The 19,092-nt window shown below is 47.8% G+C and carries 20 protein-coding genes; 11 read left to right on the top strand and 9 right to left on the bottom strand.

What is annotated here, in order from left to right:
* Positions 1-475 precede the first annotated feature (475 nt).
* From EQU24_RS02585 to EQU24_RS02575, 3 genes are all read left to right on the top strand, one after another.
* Positions 476-808, top strand: coding sequence for a hypothetical protein (locus tag EQU24_RS02585; RefSeq protein ID WP_040575325.1), 333 nt, complete (start codon positions 476-478; stop codon positions 806-808).
* Between the two features lie 114 nt (positions 809-922).
* Positions 923-1,774 (top strand): HvfB family MNIO-type RiPP peptide maturase, encoded by an 852-nt coding sequence (locus EQU24_RS02580; protein WP_017840997.1) that lies wholly within the window; start codon positions 923-925, stop codon positions 1,772-1,774.
* Positions 1,755-2,522 carry an HvfC family RiPP maturation protein gene (locus EQU24_RS02575; protein WP_017840998.1) on the top strand — a complete coding sequence of 256 codons (768 nt, stop codon included), beginning with the start codon at positions 1,755-1,757 and terminating at the stop codon, positions 2,520-2,522. The genes EQU24_RS02580 and EQU24_RS02575 overlap by 20 nt, the downstream gene beginning before the upstream one ends.
* A gap of 310 nt (positions 2,523-2,832) precedes the next feature.
* Here EQU24_RS02575 and EQU24_RS02570 read toward each other — a convergent pair whose 3' ends face one another.
* The gene (locus EQU24_RS02570; RefSeq protein WP_017841000.1) at positions 2,833-3,654 is read right to left on the bottom strand and encodes a thermonuclease family protein; all 822 of its coding nucleotides are present in this window, start codon (positions 3,652-3,654) and stop codon (positions 2,833-2,835) included.
* An 87-nt stretch (positions 3,655-3,741) separates the two neighbouring features.
* On the opposite strand from EQU24_RS02570, the gene dtd reads away from it, so the two are divergent.
* Together dtd and trhP are read left to right on the top strand one after the other, a co-directional pair.
* Positions 3,742-4,188, top strand: a complete 447-nt coding sequence (dtd, locus tag EQU24_RS02565; protein ID WP_017841001.1) for a D-aminoacyl-tRNA deacylase — start codon at positions 3,742-3,744, stop codon at positions 4,186-4,188.
* 707 nt (positions 4,189-4,895) lie between these two features.
* The gene (gene trhP, locus EQU24_RS02560) at positions 4,896-6,236 is read left to right on the top strand and encodes a prephenate-dependent tRNA uridine(34) hydroxylase TrhP (RefSeq protein ID WP_017841003.1); all 1,341 of its coding nucleotides are present in this window, start codon (positions 4,896-4,898) and stop codon (positions 6,234-6,236) included.
* A gap of 201 nt (positions 6,237-6,437) precedes the next feature.
* Here trhP and EQU24_RS02555 read toward each other — a convergent pair whose 3' ends face one another.
* Positions 6,438-8,462, bottom strand: coding sequence for a cache domain-containing protein (locus EQU24_RS02555; protein WP_017841004.1), 2,025 nt, complete (start codon positions 8,460-8,462; stop codon positions 6,438-6,440).
* A 457-nt stretch (positions 8,463-8,919) separates the two neighbouring features.
* On the opposite strand from EQU24_RS02555, the gene rraA reads away from it, so the two are divergent.
* Both rraA and ispH read left to right on the top strand, forming a co-directional pair.
* Positions 8,920-9,405, top strand: coding sequence for a ribonuclease E activity regulator RraA (gene rraA / locus EQU24_RS02545; protein WP_017841005.1), 486 nt, complete (start codon positions 8,920-8,922; stop codon positions 9,403-9,405).
* A 36-nt stretch (positions 9,406-9,441) separates the two neighbouring features.
* Positions 9,442-10,386, top strand: coding sequence for a 4-hydroxy-3-methylbut-2-enyl diphosphate reductase (gene ispH, locus EQU24_RS02540; RefSeq protein ID WP_026130207.1), 945 nt, complete (start codon positions 9,442-9,444; stop codon positions 10,384-10,386).
* Positions 10,387-10,637: 251 nt separating this feature from the next.
* Here ispH and EQU24_RS02535 read toward each other — a convergent pair whose 3' ends face one another.
* Both EQU24_RS02535 and EQU24_RS02530 read right to left on the bottom strand, forming a co-directional pair.
* Entirely contained in the window at positions 10,638-12,374 is a 1,737-nt protein-coding gene (locus EQU24_RS02535) for a potassium channel family protein (RefSeq protein ID WP_017841007.1), read from the bottom strand.
* A gap of 234 nt (positions 12,375-12,608) precedes the next feature.
* On the bottom strand, positions 12,609-12,992 hold the full coding sequence (locus EQU24_RS02530) for a DUF6394 family protein (RefSeq protein WP_014146911.1): 384 nt from the start codon (positions 12,990-12,992) through the stop codon (positions 12,609-12,611).
* A gap of 152 nt (positions 12,993-13,144) precedes the next feature.
* Here EQU24_RS02530 and EQU24_RS02525 point away from each other — a divergent pair, with 152 nt between their 5' ends.
* Positions 13,145-13,504 (top strand): rhodanese-like domain-containing protein, encoded by a 360-nt coding sequence (locus EQU24_RS02525; RefSeq protein WP_014146910.1) that lies wholly within the window; start codon positions 13,145-13,147, stop codon positions 13,502-13,504.
* Entirely contained in the window at positions 13,505-13,897 is a 393-nt protein-coding gene (locus EQU24_RS02520; protein ID WP_017841008.1) for an RNA-binding S4 domain-containing protein, read from the top strand.
* Positions 13,898-13,915: 18 nt separating this feature from the next.
* On the opposite strand, the gene EQU24_RS02515 is transcribed toward EQU24_RS02520, so the two are convergent.
* Genes EQU24_RS02515 through EQU24_RS02505 form a run of 3 tightly spaced genes read right to left on the bottom strand, consistent with a single transcriptional unit; the run spans position 13,916 to position 14,855 of the window.
* Complete coding sequence (locus EQU24_RS02515) at positions 13,916-14,248, bottom strand: TusE/DsrC/DsvC family sulfur relay protein (RefSeq protein WP_017841009.1); 333 nt, start codon at positions 14,246-14,248, stop codon at positions 13,916-13,918.
* On the bottom strand, positions 14,239-14,529 hold the full coding sequence (locus EQU24_RS02510; protein WP_017841010.1) for a DsrH/TusB family sulfur relay protein: 291 nt from the start codon (positions 14,527-14,529) through the stop codon (positions 14,239-14,241). Before EQU24_RS02510 ends, EQU24_RS02515 begins: the two co-directional genes overlap by 10 nt.
* Before the next feature lie 5 nt (positions 14,530-14,534).
* Entirely contained in the window at positions 14,535-14,855 is a 321-nt protein-coding gene (locus EQU24_RS02505) for a DMT family transporter (protein ID WP_026130209.1), read from the bottom strand.
* 244 nt (positions 14,856-15,099) lie between these two features.
* Here EQU24_RS02505 and EQU24_RS02500 point away from each other — a divergent pair, with 244 nt between their 5' ends.
* Together EQU24_RS02500 and xseA are read left to right on the top strand one after the other, a co-directional pair.
* Positions 15,100-15,813: a flagellar brake protein gene (locus EQU24_RS02500; RefSeq protein ID WP_040575327.1), complete on the top strand. Its 714-nt coding sequence runs from the start codon at positions 15,100-15,102 to the stop codon at positions 15,811-15,813.
* Between the two features lie 6 nt (positions 15,814-15,819).
* Complete coding sequence (xseA, locus tag EQU24_RS02495) at positions 15,820-17,169, top strand: exodeoxyribonuclease VII large subunit (RefSeq protein ID WP_017841013.1); 1,350 nt, start codon at positions 15,820-15,822, stop codon at positions 17,167-17,169.
* 208 nt (positions 17,170-17,377) lie between these two features.
* Here the strand turns inward: xseA and thpR are convergent, their stop codons facing one another.
* Positions 17,378-17,893, bottom strand: coding sequence for an RNA 2',3'-cyclic phosphodiesterase (thpR, locus tag EQU24_RS02490; RefSeq protein WP_017841014.1), 516 nt, complete (start codon positions 17,891-17,893; stop codon positions 17,378-17,380).
* A gap of 11 nt (positions 17,894-17,904) precedes the next feature.
* The gene (locus EQU24_RS02485) at positions 17,905-18,525 is read right to left on the bottom strand and encodes a hypothetical protein (RefSeq protein ID WP_017841015.1); all 621 of its coding nucleotides are present in this window, start codon (positions 18,523-18,525) and stop codon (positions 17,905-17,907) included.
* Positions 18,526-19,092: the final 567 nt, after the last annotated feature.

Here is a 19,092-nt window from a genome sequence, read left to right as displayed (position 1 = left end):
AAAAGCCGTTGTATCCTTATCAAAAATAGCTAAGCATCCATCGCACTCTTAGAATAAACTTTTACGTTGTTTGCATCCCTCGCCAAAACATTGTAAAAAGAGGAACTGATCTAGTTGCTGCGCTGTCGCAGCAATGTTGCAATACTTGCTTATACCCGTCGTAGATCAAAATTCGGCGCCTGGGTGTCCGCCAAAGGACGCCGTGAACCCAGCATCTAAATTATCCAAGATAATTAACCATGGCCAATGGGCTATGGAATTTAGGTGCTGGGTAAATACGTCCATGTAGGCTCTATGCCACAGCTCCATGCTGGCAAAGCCTTTGCCGAACACCCAGGCCCCCTCCTCTGGCGCTGCCGAAATTTGAAGTGCGAAAGGTATAACGCAATTCATAAACGATTCAGATTTTTTTGCTAGCCTTACAAGGTATTAATCAATCTGATTTTTCCACAACCAAAACACACTGGGATTTATTATGAAAAAAATGAACAAATCACCATTCGCTGCAGCAATGGGCACCGCTATGGTTTCTACTCTCGCTTTATCTACTGCACACGCCGAGGCTAATCCATTCGGCATGACCGAACTCTCTTCCGGTTACATGCAAGTCGCCGAGGCCGAAATGACCTGCGGCGAAGGCAAATGCGGCGGCATGACCAGTACGCCGAAAATGGAAGAAGGCAAATGCGCCGGCAAAAAAGACGAAAAACCTGCAGCTGCCGACAAGTCAAGCAAGGAAATGACTTGCGGAGAAGGCAAATGCGGCGGCATGACAAAACCGGAAGGCGATGCCGATAAAACCAAATAAAATGAAGCAAAACGGCTTTCATTAAAATTTTGCTTTACTTCAAACAAAGCAATTGCGTCCTAATAGAGGGTGATCCAATCACCCTCTATCCAGCAAAAAACAACAGGTGTTCCGATGAACACGACTCAACATCTAGTCAGTGGCGTAGGTCTTGGTTTACGCCGAACTTTTCTGAATAGCATCGTCGACACGCCCCCCGCATCAGTCGATTTTTACGAAATCGCTCCCGAAAATTGGATAACGATCGGCGGCAAATTCGGCCGGCAACTGCGCAATATGACCGAGCGTTTCGACTTCGTTTGTCACGGACTTTCCTTATCGATCGGCAGCACCGACCCGTTGGATGAAACCTTTATCAAGGCCGTCAAATCCTTCATGACCGAACACGGCATCAAACTGTATAGCGAACACCTTAGCTATTGCAGCAAAGACGGCCACCTGTACGATCTAATGCCGATTCCTTTTACCGAAGAAGCGATTACTCATACCGCAGCGCGCATTCGCCGCGTTCAGGACATTCTCGAACAAAAAATCGCGATCGAGAATGTTTCCTATTATGCTGCGCCGGGCCGGGAAATGGATGAAATCGATTTTTTCAACGCCGTGGTCAACGAAGCCGATTGCGACATCTTGCTCGATATCAACAATATCTATGTCAACAGCGTCAATCATGGCTACGATGCCGAAACGTTTTTAAAGGCGATACCTGCGCAGCGAATCGCCTATGCACATATTGCCGGCCATTATGTCGAAGCCGAAGACTTTTTAGTCGACACGCACGGCGCCCCGGTCATCGACCCGGTCTGGAAACTGCTTGGCAAGGCTTACGAACTCTACGGCATATTCCCAACCTTGCTGGAGCGGGACTTCAACATTCCGCCACTGCCGGAGTTAATCAAAGAAACCGAAACGATCGCCGCCATTCAACACGCCTGGAAAAATCAACATGAGCGTAGGACAGCATAAAGCCAAAATCGACTTCAAAGCCAAACAGCAAGAATTTGCCGCTTTCATTCGAAACCCCGACCGAAACCCGGCTCCGGGCGATGTGGCCCCGGAACGCATGTCGATGTACCGCGAGTTGTTTTTTAATAATGTCGAAAGCTTTTTATCGAGCAACTTTCCGGTATTGAAATCGCTGCTCTCAGAGGAAAGTTGGCTTGCGCTCGCGCGGGACTATTATTCGGAACACCGCAGCAGCACGCCCTATTTTTCTGAAATCCCCGAAGAATTTTTGGATTATTTGCAAAACGAACGCCAGTGTTCGGACGATTTGCCCTTCATGCTCGAACTCGCACATTACGAATGGGTGGAAATGGCGCTGGCAATCGCAAAGGAAGAAGCGCCCGCAATCATTGCGCCGGCGATAGATTTAAGGCCCGCGCCGTTATATCTATCGCCACTGGCTTGGCTTTTAGCCTATCGTTTTCCGGTTCATCAAATCTCAACGGACTTCATTCCTTATGAAGCGCCCGAGCAACCCAGTTTTTTGATCGTTTATCGAACTCCGAACGATAACGTGAAGTTTATGCAAATAACGCCATCGACCTATCGGCTTTTGGAGATCCTGCAAAATACCCCGGGAATCTCTGCCGAATCTTGCATAACACAGCTCGCGGGAGAACTCCAGGCAGGCGATATACAGTTGTTTATCGACCAAGGCTTGAAAACCTTACGCGAATTAGCGGACAAATCGATTATTTATAGCGCTTAAAATTCAAAGTAAGTCGGGCACGCATCGCGTTACCTTTGTTACATGGAAAAAGTATACCACCATGAAGATCATGAAGAATAGGAAGTTATTTATCGCGAAATACTAACGCGAAACTACTCCCTTTATACTCAAAAAATGGTTAACTTTATGAAGGTATGGGGTGTGGCTAGCGAGGATGTCGGCAGCAGGGAACGCTGCCGTCAAGCCCCCATGGACGGGTTCACGGCGGTCCTCGATAGACACATCCCATACCTTTTTATTCTTAGACGGTTTTTCAATCAAAAGGGAGTAGCCTGAGTTTTACTGCTACTCAGAGCATCTTGACCGAACTAGGATGACGGATCAGCATCGAAAAATGTTTCTTGGATCGATTGAGCCAACCGCGAATTTCAACTTCTTTGCCGACATAGCTGTTGGGGTTTGGAAACAAGTCTAAATTAGCGCGTTCGATGCGAAAATCGACGCGCTCGCCAAGCGTCAAATACACATATTTACGCGTCGTTCTGATTTTTTTGACGCGCCCGGAAATTCGCTGCCAGCCTCTATGATTACCCGTTCGAAGACTCGGTGCCGGCTTGATTCGGTATTCAGGCAGCCTCCAAATACCGCGCGAGTTTTTTTCGGCTTCATCCTGGGCACGAATCAATTCCCCGCTATAAAGCAAATTCGGCGGAAAAATACTGAGCGAAGCCAAACCCAATCTAACCAGCTCGAAATTGAGATGCAGACCGTCCTCGGTAAACAAATGCGCGAGCGTCCGCCCGTATTTATCCTTTGGTTCGCTATCGAGAACCAAACGGACTCGCTTGCCTTTCAATGCGTGAGTTAACCAACGTTTAGCTTCTTCGCCTCCGGCCTCCGCGTTTTTATTGCGCCCTTCGACTTCCGGCGTGTTGATGCCGAGTAAGCGGATTTTTCTGCCGTCTACCAGCTTTACCGTATCGCCGTCATAAACATACTGAATGCGGTGATAAGAATAACCTGGCTTTATCGTAAGACGCTCGGCGCCTTCTCGTCGTTTGTCCGAAAAATAAAATTTGCCGTTTTCATCTTGCCAGCGATAAATTTCCTCGGCGTAGACGGCCGAGATAGCCAGCATTAGAACGAGCGATTTAAGTAAGGCGTAAAGCATGGATTTGATAAGATTTAACGATTAGCCGTTATCGAGCCGGAACGCTATAATTCCGTGCCCAAAAACGCTATTGTACAGAAACATCCTATGATATCCGTTATTCAACGCGTAACCCGCGCAAAAGTGACTGTCCGGCAACAAGACATCGGCGTAATCGAACGAGGCATACTGGCTCTCGTCGCGGTCGAAAAAAACGACACCGAAAAAGAAGCTGAACGCTTATTGGAGCGAATCCTTAACTACCGTATTTTCGCCGACGCCGAGGACAAGATGAATCTAAGTCTGCGTAACATCAATGGTGGCTTGTTATTGGTCCCGCAATTCACGCTGGCGGCAGACACCGACAGCGGCAATCGTCCCAGTTTCAGCCGAGGCGCTTCCCCCGAACACGGCTTGGCGCTCTTTAATTATTTGCAAAAAAAAGCCGTTGACCTGCATACACAGGTTCAATTCGGTCAATTCGGTGCCGACATGCAAGTCTCGTTGGTTAATGACGGGCCGGTAACCTTTAGCTTAAGAGTCTCCCCGCGCTGAATATTTGCGCACCTAGGCGCAATGTCTAACCGCCGTCTTCATCTTGCCGCTCAGCACGATCTGTCGCGGCTACTCACTTACCGCGGGACAGCTTAAGGTTAATCCGTTCATGGTGAGCCTGTCGAACCATGGGCGGATTAACCATCCACCCTTCGACAAGGCTCTCCTGAGCGCAGCCGAAAGACTCAGGGCGAACAGTTAATCCTTAGTGTTTTTGTCCCGCCTTAAGTGGGAAGCCTCTTTCGCGTGTTTGGGCAACCTTGGAATATTGGCGGTTCGCAACAAAATCAAAGCACTACCGATAATCAGAACTGCCGCCAAAAATACAAAAAACCAAGCCATCATTAAATTTCTCGCCGCTTCAATGGAATCGAAAAAGCCCCGCTTCCGGGATTTAACGAGTAAGTTATACCCTTTGCTAGTCAAATTTCGGCATCGGGGTGCCCGTCAAAGGACGCCGTGAATACGTCCATGTAGGCTCTTCTATGACAGCATCCATGCTGCCAAAGCCTTTGCCGAACACCCCGACGCCTCCATACGCTAATGCCGAAGTTTGAAGTGCGATAGGTATACAACGATTTGCGGACGGATAGAACTTAAGTGATAAAATATCGTCAATTATGAATCATGACTCGACGGCGCCGTTTTTCAAATTCGCTCCGTACCGAATCCTTTCCAATCGCTGATTATACGACTCCAACCTAATAATGAAATCCGTTGAATTACTTTCTCCTGCCGGAACCCTTAAAAACATGCGTTACGCTTTCGCTTACGGCGCGGACGCAGTTTATGCCGGCCAACCGCGATACAGCCTGCGCGTGCGCAATAACGACTTTCTTGCCGACAACTTAGCCAAAGGCATCGACGAAGCGCACCGGCTCGGAAAAAAGTTTTTTCTGGCGACCAATGTCATTCCGCATAATAGCAAAATCAAGACTTTTCTGGCCGATATCGCTCCGATCATCGCGATGAAACCGGACGCATTGATTATGGCCGACCCAGGCTTGATTATGATGGTTCGGGAAAACTGGCCGGAAATGCCGGTACATTTATCCGTGCAGGCGAATACCGTCAATTACGCAACAGTCAAATTTTGGCAAACCATCGGAGTAAAACGCATTATCCTGTCACGGGAATTGTCGCTCGATGAAATTGCCGAAATCCGTCAGGAATGCCCGGACATGGAACTGGAAGTCTTCGTGCATGGCGCGCTGTGCATTGCCTATTCGGGCCGCTGCTTGCTGTCCGGATATTTTAACCACCGCGACCCAAATCAGGGTACTTGCACCAATTCCTGCCGCTGGAAATACGACACACTGCCCGCACATGAAAATGCCGAAGGCGATTATGTCTTGGACGGCGGCGCCTTGTCGATGTCCGAAATCAGTAATGCCAGTTGCGGCGGCGCCGAGCGCCACCCCTTGGCCGATAAGGTTTATTTTTTAGAGGAGGAAGGGCGTAAAGGCGAACTGCTGCCGGTCATGGAAGATGAAAACGGCACCTACATCATGAATTCGAAAGACCTGCGCGCGATCGAACATATTCAACGCTTGGTCGAAATCGGCGTCGACAGCCTTAAGATAGAAGGTCGAACCAAATCTCATTATTATGTAGCCCGGACCGCACAAACCTATCGCCAAGCAATCGACGACGCACTGGCCGAACGTCCGTTTAATCCGCAATTGCTCGGCGTCTTGGAAAACCTAGCCAACCGGGGTTATACAGACGGCTTTTATCAACGCCACCACACGCATGAGCAGCAAAACTACATTACCGGTTATTCGAAAAGCCATCAGCAACAATTTTGCGGTGAAATCAGACACTTCGATTCTGCGACCGGCATGGCCGAAATTGATGTCAAAAACAAGTTTTCGGTTGGCGATAAAATTGAATTGATTTTACCCGAAGGCAATCGCGACATTATCGTCGAACATATGGAAGACCTGCACGGCCATCCTATGCAAGAAGCTCTGGGCGGCGGCTACGAGGTAAAAATACCGCTGCCGGAAATAAGCCCGCAACACGGACTGTTGGCGCGTTATTTTTAGCGGCGAATATATTATCCAAGACAATTAACCATAGCAGATAGGCTATGGAATTTAGGTGCTGGGTAAATACGTCCATGCAGACTCTATGCCAGCTCCATGCCGATCTCTCACCTAGCGTCAGGTGAGGGATCGGCCTCCCAGGCGCCTCCTCGGGAACTGCCTAAATTTGAAGTGCGAAAGGTATAACGCAAACATAACCTTCTAAAATGGAATAAACACGAATGCGAATACATCGTTGCTATAGCCGTCGACGGTTTTGTATTCGCGGTAACCTTTCGACACAGCCATCCCTAAAACATATTGTACGCCATTGTATTGAATAACTTCGGAACCTCTTTGTCCGGTCCGCATGGCAAAAAAACGGTCGTCGATCGCCAGCGAATCTCCGGCGCCGAGCGATGGGTGATTAGCCGAAGCAATAATCATTTGATTTCGGTCGGTAAAAAACGCAAAACTTCCTTCGAGCAATTTTCCCGCTTCGTCGCGCGGTAAAACTTCATCGAGCATGCTCGAAAACTGCGGTTCACTGTCAAAAACGATGCCGATCCCGCCGAGCACTTGATCCTGCCTTGCCAAATGCGTGATCGAGGCATTATAGATATAGGTATAGCGGTTGCCGTAAAATGGCGTCCTGATGAAAGGCGAAACGCTGTAGCTCTGTGAGTCGCTATTCCTCAACGCAGCCGGCGCTCCGCTTCGCTCGTCGACTTGCATCCCCAATAACGAGCACTCGTAAGAGTTCGACACCGCCAAGACACGACCGTTTTTATCGTAAAGATAAAGATTGGTATAGACCGTGTATAAAGCGTTGATGTATTGCAATATGTCCGTCATCCGCTGCTCATCCTTTGACGAGATTTCCGGTTGAGCCAAACAGTGCCTAAAAGTCGATGTCAACGCCCACCACCGGCAATCGTTAGCCCGTTCGTATAAATTACGATCCATGATATCGACCGCCAACGACGCCAAAAACCCTGCATTGTTCAAATGCGAAGACATGACCGTGACTTCCTGAAGGCTATTGACCGAATCGGCGAAAATATTCGCAATATCGGAACCGATTTGTTTGATGGCCTCCAAAACCGGCATGAATTCGGCCGCATTTTTCCGAGCCGATGCGATCTGACCGTTAAGTACCAACAAACCGAGGTCGGCATTGATATCGGAGGAGGCCTTGCGAATATCTTTCAACTCTTGAGGGAAGGTAATGGCTTGATCGATAATATCGGCATAAGCGCCTCCTCTATCGACTGCTTCATTACGTTTAAAAGCCGTTTCCAACGGCGTCATCATTTGCCCGGTCCACCCTAATCCGAAAAAACCCTGATACCCTTTGGTTTGTCGAGTATTAACGATATATTCGCGTAGCTTATACGATGCGATACTTACCGGATTCGCATTAGCAAAAGCCGCTTGTAGCGGCAGTAGTTGCTCATCGCTACTGGCGATTACCTTTCCGTCGACACCCAATATCATTAGCGTGCCTTCGTCACCCGCCGCCAGAAGATCGCCGAAAATTCCCACCATTTCATCGTCGAACCGAAAACATAAGCATAAAACGCCTATTGCTTTCGATCCTTGTTGGTTGCTTTCGGCTATTTTGCAGGAATAAATCAGCGAATGCCGTTTATTCGGCTGTAATTCCGAATATCGAAACGTTTCGATATATTCCGCACTCGATTTTAGAGTTTCGGCAATGAGAGGATCCGTCGAACGACTGATCGGGTTTTCGTTATCCAAATGCGCTTTGACCCGTCCTTCGGTATCGAAAACAATGATCTCGTCATACACGCTGTATTTCTTCACATATTCACGCAGTCGGTTCTCGATGAAATCAATTCCCTCCCGATCTGCATTTTCGGAAATAAGGAAAGAGCGGATATCGTCGTCTGTGGCCAAGAAACCCACATCAGCGGTTCGTTCGAATAAATTACGAATCAGTAAATCGATTGCGACTTGTGCCTTCGATGAATTATCGAGCACCAATTTTTTCAAGTTCTCGACAACTAAATTGTAAGTCAACTTCTGCTGCAACTCGCCGAACTTACTTTTCGTCAAATTCATATCTTCAAGAATGGTCGACGCCACATTATGGCTATTGATCTTTCCGATCAACGCAATTTTCCCCCACCAATCGTTTAGCGAGGCAAGACGAGCCTCGTAACTCTTTACAGCCGGCATGGCAGCCAGTAACTTAGTTTTATTCGCTTCAATTATCGTGTTCATAAATCGCTTAATTTATCCGTCATCTATATCTCCAGATCTAAATTTAGACACAAATCATGCCAAAGTAATATTTTATAGTAAAAATAAAATCCTTCCTCTTTCTATTCTTAAACAATGCACCACTATGGCGCAATGAAGCACCAATTCGACTCGTCGAATACATCCAGCAATTCCCAATTTGGAGATCAAAAAGGGTGTGGGGTATGCTTGGCGAGGATGTCGGCAGCAGGGCAGATTTTTGCTCCATGCAAAATCTGTATTCACGCCATCCTTGGCGTTCGAGCTTCCGCCAAGCCCCCATGGATGGGTTTACGGCGTTCCTCGACAGGCATACCCCACACCCTAAAATCGGCGAAACTGCTCAAACTGGGAATTGCTGGAATACATCCATACCAAACTATTTCTACCGCATTTCTGTTATGATATGCCCCCAACAGCCTTAACCAAGGTAATGCCAATGACGTTTACCACTGCCGATCTCTGTGATCAATATTCCGACATTGACGGCTTTCAAATCGCCGACCCCATTTTCAGAATATTCGGAGCAACGCCGGCTTTTTGCGGGCAAATTACGACAATTAAAGCCTTTGAGGACAATGGATTAGTCAATTCAACCTTATCGACAAAAGTATCGAGACGCGTCTTAGTCATCGACGGCGGAGGTTCACACCGCTGCGCCTTGATCGATCGGGGGCTTGCACAACTGGCCTGCGACAACGGCTGGCAAGGCGTCGTGATCTACGGTTGTATCCGCAATGCAGCCGCAATCGATACGATTCCGATCGGGATTCGCGCACTCCATGCGCATCCACTCAAAAGCACGACGAAAGGTCACGGAGAATACGATAGTATTGTGACTTTCGCAGGCGTACAATTTAGAAAAGATTATTTTTTATATGCCGATAGCGATGGAATTATCGTCTCGGAGGCAGAGTTGAGTTAAAATAACCTCACCTTAACCTACTAAATTAGTCAAGATATGCAAATAATACTCGCTAACCCTCGTGGATTCTGTGCCGGAGTGGATAGAGCCATTGAAATCGTGGATCAGGCACTTGAAGCTTTCGGCGCTCCGATCTATGTCCGCCATGAAGTCGTCCATAACCGCACCGTCGTCGATGGCCTTAAAGAAAAAGGCGCGATTTTCATCGAAGACCTGAGCGACGTCCCTGTCGGCTCCTATTTGATTTTCAGCGCACATGGCGTTTCGAAAAAAGTCCAAGAAGAAGCCGAGGAACGTAATTTAACCGTTTTCGACGCAACCTGCCCACTAGTCACCAAAGTCCATTTGCAAGTTGCCAAGCATGCCAAACAAGACCGAGAGGTCATACTAATAGGTCACGCCGGACACCCGGAAGTCGAAGGCACGATGGGCCAATATGAAAAATGCACCGAAAACGGCGGCATATATTTAGTTGAAACACCGGAAGATGTCGCCAAACTGAAGGTCAATAATCCTAATAATCTGGCCTACGTAACGCAAACGACGCTGTCCATGACCGACACCAAAGTCATGGTCGACGCACTCAGAGCCCGTTTTTCCTCAATTCAGGAACAGAAAAAAGACGATATTTGTTATGCCACGCAAAACCGGCAGGATGCCGTTTATGACCTTGCCAACAAAACCGATTTGATTCTCGTGGTCGGTTCTCCCAATAGCTCCAACTCTAATCGCTTACGGGAAATCGCCGAACAACTGGGCAAACCGGCTTATTTAATCGATACTGCTAACGACATGAGCCGAGAGTGGTTCGACGGCATCACTGCCGTAGGCGTTACTGCAGGAGCATCGGCACCGGAAGTTCTGGTACAAGAGGTCATCAGCCAATTGAAAGCCTGGGGCGGTCTATCGATTACTGAAAACAAAGGCATTGAAGAAAAAGTCGTCTTTTCCCTGCCCAGAGGCCTTAAAAAAACCGCATAGTAATTTCTTAGGTTTTTCAGAAGAAACCGGGCAAGGACGCCCGAAACACGAATCAAGCACTAACTCCTCCCATAATCCGCCCATTCACCTTCCACCTTCCACCTTCCACCTTCCACCTTCCACCTTCCACCTTCCACCTTCCACCTTCCACCTTCCACCTTTCACCTTTCACCTTTCACCTTTCACCTTTCACCTTTCACCTTTCATCTTTCATCTTTCATCTTTCATCTTTCACCTTCCACCTTATCCATTCATGCAACCGGCCGGTTCTGCCGTTGAGCATACCAACGCATGAAATAGCCTTTAGGCAAATGCACACCGTTGCGTACATAGAATAAATTATATTCATTATTAAGCGTTGCATTCAGCAAGCGCCGCGACGCCCCGGTACCGCAAAACAAAATTTGATCGCCGATTTTAATTCGATAGTCGTCTGGGGGAAGTACACTTATCACTTCTCCCGACTTAACGACAAAGGCAATTAAATCAAGTTTTCGATTAAAATTATCGGGATGCTTTAAGATATCCCCTAACAGCACCTGCTCCCCCTCCTCCAAGCATGCAGTGACAGCGCTACAGCGCTCCTTCACAACATCCACAGTGATTAAATGAGGCTGCCTACGTCCGATTTTTTTCTCGAGTTGCTGAATCACCTTCTCCATATCTTCCTTCCTACCCGGTTCGTCTTTCAATAAATGCTGAAAAAAAGGCTTTAATAGCGGGGCGACCAACAAAAATAAAACACGCCGAGCGGTCACCAATGTCGGCTGCATAATCATATCGATTTGCGACGCCTCGAAAGCAATTCGATTTTCATGGCGATTTTGCCGAACCAAGGTAAACAAGTTGCCATTCAGTTTACGCGCATTCAGCAATATTCCCAGATTATGCCCGTCATCATCGGTTCCCGCCAAAATCCCTACAGCATTTTCTATTCCGGCCTGCGCCAAGGTTTTAGCCGTGCTCCGCCCTACGATATAACTATCGATCCCCTCTTCTTCGCTACAGTCATGCGGATCAATGACCACCGTCTTCATGCCTTGCTTGACCAAGGCATGATTGATTTCATGCCCCATCCGACCGTAGCCGCAAACGATCCATTTTCCGAACGGCGGCTTAATAGCATCGCTGAGGCGAACCCGCGGCGCTCTGACCAACCAGTTATTCAACGGATAAAAGCTAGGATGCGTCATCGTTGTCACCAACACCTTCGCGAACATTTTGAACGGATCGACGATATGAACCTCTCCCCCCAAATTTGCGAGCGTTTCTTCGAAAACATCAACCTTTGACAACGTAATAATTCTGATACTCGGATTCAACAAACGCGCCAATGCAGAAATTTTTAGATTGATCTCTTCGTTATTGGTAATTGCAACAATCGCTTGGCAATTGCGTCTTCTAATTCCCGCTTCAAGTAGATGCTTAGGCACGCTTGCATCTGCGCATAAACCCGGCATCGGCACTCGGTAATCCCTCAACGTCAATGCCCTAATCCTATCCTCATCGCCATCGATAAATACTGCCGGCACACCATAATCGCTTAAACCGCGAGCCAATACGCTACCGGTATCGCCGAAACCACAGATAATAAAATAAGGCTCGGAAATTCTAAGCACCTGCCGAGAAAACTTTCGCTCCTCGACCGCACGAACAAAGAAAGGATTCTGGAAAAGTCTTACGATACTTCCTATCGCATAAAACCAGGTAATCACGCTTACATACAGACAAACCATCGCCCAAAGCCTTTGAGCATCGTTAAATTCAAAAGGAATTTCTCCGAAACCGGTCGTCGTCGCGGTATAGGTCATAAAATAAAACGCGTGAAATACACTTAAGTATTGAGGCTTACCGTCGACTTCATGACCGGGAATAAAGACCATTCCCAAAATTGACACTGCATAAACCGTAATCAAAGCCATTACGGGCCTGCGCATTTCACGCATTACTATAAAACTGACTCGGCTTAAATCGGTACTTTCCGTCATACCCTACCCCTCTATTATACCCGTCGTAGATCAAAATTCGGCGCCTGGCTGTCCGCTAAAGGACGCCGTGAATACATCCCATGTAGGCTCTATGCCAGCTCCATGCTGGCAAAGCCTTTATGAGCGCCATGGATGGCGTGAATGTCGATGTTGCAGGAGCGAAAATCGACCGGACAGCCAGGCGCCTCCTCTGGCACTGCCGAAATTTGAAGTGCGAACGGTATAAATCGTTCATTACAATCGAGACATCAACGTATCGGATACCAAAATAATGACGGATATGAAGTTAGCCAACAAAGCCCCGCCGCTTAGCGAGATAATGCTCACCATTACATCGGACGTCAATCCGGTTTCAGTCACATGTACGACAACGGTCCAATATGTAGCAGCCGCCACTAAGTGCAGGTCGGCAACCAGACTAGTCGCCAGCAACACAGCGCCTATTTGCGAGCGATCGCCTAACTTTAAGCCAGTCGCAATAAAATTAACGACAATAATCGCAAATAATTCAAAAACATTATGATGCTCGGGATTATCCATCTCCCCTAAAAAAAAACCGAAATTCAAGGTTAATGACAATACGATAAAAAAACCGAAAACGACTTTCTCGAAATTCATCTAATAATGCTCCGGAATATAAATCAAACTGTAAATGTTATCCTAATCTGTATTAGAATTAGAAAGATATTAACAATAGATAAAAAATCGCACCGCTGACTCATATTTATTGTTAAAATTGTAAGCTTTGAATTACAAACCGGAGAACCACAATGTCATTGACCGCAATGGACCTTGTTGCCGCTGCTAAGAAAAACATCAAAGAAGTGGATGTTGCATCGGCAAAATCAGATTTGTCCAAATATTTAGTACTCGACGTCCGAGCGCCCGGCGAGTTTGTTGCAGGCTCTTTGCCCGGAGCCATCAACATTTCGAGAGGTGTTTTGGAATTTAAAATCGCTAACCACCCGGATTTCGAAAATAAACAAGATGCCGATATCTTAGTTTATTGCCAAACCGGCGGACGCTCGGCACTTGCTACCGAAGTACTCAATAAAATGGGCTACAGTAAAGCAGTCAGCCTAGAGGGCGGATATCAAGCTTGGCAAAAAAGCGACGCAACCGACGAGTAAATGCCTGTTGTTGAATCGTTAAGACTGGATAAATGGCTATGGGCTGCGCGGTTTTTTAAAACGCGCAAGCTCGCTGCCGATGCGGTATCCGGCGGCAAGGTTCACTTGAACAACCAAAGAACCAAACCGGGCAAGGAAATCGCCATCGGCGCCAAGCTTTCCATCCATAAGGATCAATATAGCTGGGATATTACCGTCACGGGCCTAAACAGCCAACGCCGACCCGCTTCCGAAGCGGCTCAACTTTACGAAGAAACTGCGGAAAGCCGAGAAAAACGGCAACAATTAATTATTCGCCAACGCGAAGAACAGGCTAATTTCGAGCATTTCGAAAGACCCTCCAAACCGAACAAAAAAGACCGTCGGTTGATTCACCGCTTCAAACGAGGCTGATTCCTATCATGGTTTCGCTTACAAACAAGTCGGAGGCTTCGGCAAACCGGCCAGTTTACACGCAGACCTCAACGGCCCCTCCGGAAACAATCGTTGTAAATAACGGCTATTGCCCTTTTCCGCACCTAAATGCTTAGCTACTGCCTTAGTAAAAACCCTGGCGTTTGGCAAGTGTTTAAATTGAAGATAATAGCCTCTAATAAAAAAAATGATTTCCCAATGCGCATCGCTTAATGTAATCGAGTTGGCCTTAGCAAGGTCGCGCGCCACCGCCTCGCTCCAGTCATTCATATCGACCAAAAACCCTTGATCCGTCAGGGCGGGAAATTCCCCTTCGGCATTCAGCACCATGACAACGACTGCTTATGCGTAGCTGCCAATTCGACCCACTCGACATATTCGATAACCCTGATTCCATCAATCAAATCGCCCCGGTCGATACCGAATAAAGACAAATCATCGGATAATGCACACAAATAACAAGACTTAGCCGATTGCGTCAAAACCTTAGCCAAACCCCCTCGCCCGACCAGACGAAGTATTGACGAACCTAAAAAAACCACCGCATCGCCGGCTTCAATACGCTCTAAAACGGCATCCACTTCGGATGACTGAAAAATCAAATGCAACATACTGATTATTCGATATGTGTTAACTTCAGTCCCACCAATCCGACAACAACCAGAATAATGGAAAACAACCGCAAAATTTCAGCGGACTCCTTAAAAAGCACGATACCGATAACGGCAACCCCGACCGCGCCCATGCCGGTCCATACCGCGTATGCAGTACCCAGCGGTAACGTTCTAATTGACAACATTAGCAAATAAAAACTGGCCGCACCGAAAACGATTGTCGTCAAACTTGGCCAAAGACGAGTAAATCCTTGGTTATACTTTAAGCTTAATGCAAAAACAATTTCCGCCAAACCCGCACATAACAACAAAAACCACGCCACGCGCTTCAATACCTCATAGACTTATCGATCAAATATTCTACAATATCAAATCGTTTGATAGACCGATTGCACATCAATTTTCAGCCTGTCACATTAATACTCCGAATATTTTGACGGATTTCTGCCCCGACAAAAAACTCGCCACCACAGATCCTTGATGCTTGCAACGACTCAAACTGCACATCGGCGCAGAACCATGCTTCGCCATAAAGGCTGTACTTTTATAACTTATTTGCACCCCATTATGAACAAGCAATCGGATCACATCGTACGCGACCAACGCCAGATCATCAATCATCTGACGCTGCTGATTAACGAGAAGGCCCTAATCAATCTAAACATCGGCAATAACGAATCGTTCATCACCACATTAATTGCCATCGATACGGACACACATAGCCTTCTGTTCGATCTCAGCCCCAAGGAATACCAAAACAGACAATTACCGGGCACATCAAATGCAGTCTTCCGCACCGTATTGTCGGGCATTAAAATAAAATTCGAGGGCAAAGACATCGCCAAAACCAACTATCAAGGCGATGCCGTCTTTGCAATGCCGATACCTGAAAGCATGCTGTGGCTGCAACGCCGTCAATTTTATCGAATTAAATCGCCACTTTCGAAAACCAGCCATCTAAAACTAAGCGTTGCAGACAAAGTCATTCCACTTCGTCTCTACGATATTAGTATCCCCGGTTTTTCCTTGTTAAACGATTCGGAACCGCTTAACCGGATATTATCGCCCGGTCAAATCTTTAAAGATTGCCGATTGGCCTTGGATGGCCTTGGAGAAGACGCGATCGAGTTTATAGTGCTCTACCGCATACCATTAAACCCGAATAAGCCGGACAAAACCATGAAAATAGGCTGCCGACTCACCTCGATATCACCCGCCTTCGAATCCTGCATACAACGCTATATGCAACAAATCGAACGAGAACTTAAACAAAAAACCTAAACGGACATGCCCTTAACACTCGACAATAAACTCTATACGGTTTCACAACTCAACCGGGAAAGCAAACGAGTGCTCAACGAGCATTTTTTCTCGGTTCGAGTAGAAGGCGAAATCTCCAATTTAAGCACTCCCTCTTCCGGCCATATTTATTTTTCCTTGAAAGATACTGCCGCGCAAATCCGTTGCGCGATGTTCAAAACCCAACTGCGCCGCCTCAAGTTTAAGCCGGCGAACGGACTGCAAGTGATTGCAACCGCACAAGTCACCTTATACGAGCCTCGCGGCGACTATCAGCTAGTCGTCGAAAACCTCGAGGAAACCGGAGACGGCGCACTGCGCATGGCCTTTGAAGCGCTTAAGCATCAATTATCGAAGGAAGGACTCTTCGACGCCTCTCGCAAAAAACCTCTACCAGCACTGCCTCATCGCATCGGCATCATCACCTCTCCTAGCGGCGCCGCAATCAGAGACATACTGACCGTGCTAAAACGGCGTTTTCCAGCTATTCCGGTCGTTTTGTACCCGGTTTCGGTGCAAGGAGATAACGCCAAACACGATATTGTCCGGGCATTGAATCTGGCCAACACACTCGACCAATGCGACGTATTGATCCTCGGCCGCGGCGGCGGCTCTCTGGAAGACTTGCAAGCCTTCAACGAAGAAATCGTCGCGCGCGCAATCGCAGCAAGCGCCATCCCGGTTATCGCCGGCGTCGGCCATGAGATTGACGTGACGATCGCCGATTTTGTTGCCGATCTTCGCGCCCCAACACCTTCCGCCGCCGCCGAGCATGCGGTTCCCGATCAGCGAGAATGGCAAAGTCGTTTTATTGCGCTGGAAACCAAACTTTCGCAACATCTCGGCAGACAACTTACGCAAAAAGCACAAACTTTAGCCTGGCTCGATAAGCGGCTAAAACAACAACACCCCGGCCAAAAACTAGCCGCTAACGCCCAACGCCTTGACGAACTGGAGCTAAGACTCACCCGCGCGACTCGGCGCAAACTGCTGCAATGTTGCTCGACTCTAGACACTCAATCGGCAAAGCTACATAACCAATCGCCTGAGCGCATAATCAACAGCCTTGCCCTACAACAACATTATCTTCAGCAGCGTCTCAATAACGCCTGGCAACGAAAATTCGAACACTTACATCAGCAGCTCAACCAAGCCGGCCAAACGCTTCATGCGGTCAGTCCTTTGGCAACGCTAAATCGAGGCTATGCACTCGTCACCGACACGGAAACCGGCGCAGTAATTCGCTCGACCCGGCAAATCGAAAAAGACGCTGTTGTATTGACTCGTTTGGCCAATGGACGATTTACCAGTCGCGTGGAAACGATTACCGAGGAGTAAAAAGCTCCGCACCAAAATCAATCCGCGAAACGAATCATCGATACTTTATACCTTTCGCACTTCAAATTTCGGCAGTGCCCGAGGAGGCGCAGGGGTGTCCGACAAAGGCTTTGCCAGCACGGAGCTGGCATAGAGTATCTACATGGACGTATTCACGGCGTCCTTTGGCGGACACCCCGGTGCCGAATTTTGATCTACGATGGGTATATTAGCCCAGCAGCGACCACTGCCGAATAACCCGATAATCAACGCCCCCAGGCGCGGAACAGGATTCGACTAAACAAAAAGTATTGGAATGCCAAATAATCGGTTCGAATTCCGTTTGAAACGATTGCTTGGCTTTTCTTATCAGTGTCACATGCGGCCGATAGGCTCGCCCATCAATAGGATGATCGAGCGATGAAACCATTGCCGACAAACTCTCGGCTAAAATCATCGCCTTATCGTCCGGATTACTGCTGGTTAAGCATATTATGCCCGGTTTTCGCCAAAAACTAAGCTCATCGAAATGGATCGTGACCGGCTCAAGCTTTTTCATTTCGCCGACGGCTTGAACCATCGCCGACTCGAACACGTCGTTAACAGCCCCTAAAAATACCAATGTCACATGAAGGTTACCCGGATTAACTGACCTATCGCCAGTCTTTAACAAACGACGCGCCAACTCTTCGCATTTACTTCGGACCGCCTCATCCGGCCATAACGCAAAAAACAGTCTTTTCACGATTATTCAGCTTAAAAACAACTAAAATAATCCAACATCAACTCTTCGCAATTGAAAAACTGCCTGGGTAAATTGAAATAGATATAGAGCCTCATGCCGAATTCAGCTAGGGCGCCAAATACAGCTAATCTGGACATAGCGATCCACAGACGAGAACTGCTTTTTGGTGAACTTCGCCATATACCGACAGCCCACCAAAGCACAGGCGCCGCCAGAATAAAATGAATATTCCACCAACTCGAGACACTGATGCCCCCGGTCCAAACCCAATAATCCGCTCCATATAAAGCGCCATTCAAGACCACAAAAAAAGGCCAAAAAATCCGCCACAATTGGAATTCGCCTAACCAGCCAGCCAATAAATACTGGTAAGCCCCGTCGGTCGAAAGCGCCGTTTCCGTAGCTTCCTGCTCCGGAAAGGGAGCACTAATATACAATACCGCATAGAGACAAACAGCTACGATAAACACCTCGGCAAGCCCGATCAGGCTGCCTTGCGCGATAATCAACGCTAAAGTATTGATGAACATAGGCAAGCAACCTCGAAATAAATTGACGGCTAGACGATAATTAAGTGACTTGAAATATTGTTGCAGACCGAATTGTTTGGCGGGACGGGGTTTGCTACCCATGTGCATCAAGCTAAGCGAAGCACCCAGCTGCCAAATCGCTACCGATCTCTTCCGGCAAGTCTAAACTGCGTAGCCCGGATGGAGCGTAGCGCAATCCGGGAAGCTCGGAGCTACGCCATTCCCGTATTCCGCTACGCTGCATACGGGCTACATGCTTTATACCTTTCGCAGTTGAAATTTCGGCATTAGCCTATGGAGGCACCTGGGCGTTCTGTCCCTCACCTAACGCTAGGTGAGGGACCTACATGGACGTATTCACCCAGCACCTAAATTCCATAGCCCATTGTCTATGGTTAATTATGTTGGATCATTTAGGGCTAGGGTCACGGCGTCCTTTGACGGACCACCGGTGCCGAATTTTGATCTACGATGGGTATATCCGAAAACGTCCTTGTTTGGCAAGTCGCACGGTTTGCAACCCCGCCCTAGGGCCGTGGCCAAAGCAAATCAAAACGTTCGGGTCGGGTTGAATATACCCTTTGCTTGTCAAATTTCGGGCCGGGGTGCCCGTCAAAGGACGCCGTAAATACGTCCATGTAGGCTCTATGATAGCATCCATGCTATCAA

Origin of the sequence: Methylotuvimicrobium buryatense (assembly GCF_005931095.1) — a bacterium.
Classification (GTDB): domain Bacteria; phylum Pseudomonadota; class Gammaproteobacteria; order Methylococcales; family Methylomonadaceae; genus Methylotuvimicrobium; species Methylotuvimicrobium buryatense.
This window is presented reverse-complemented; position numbering and strand designations above follow the sequence as displayed.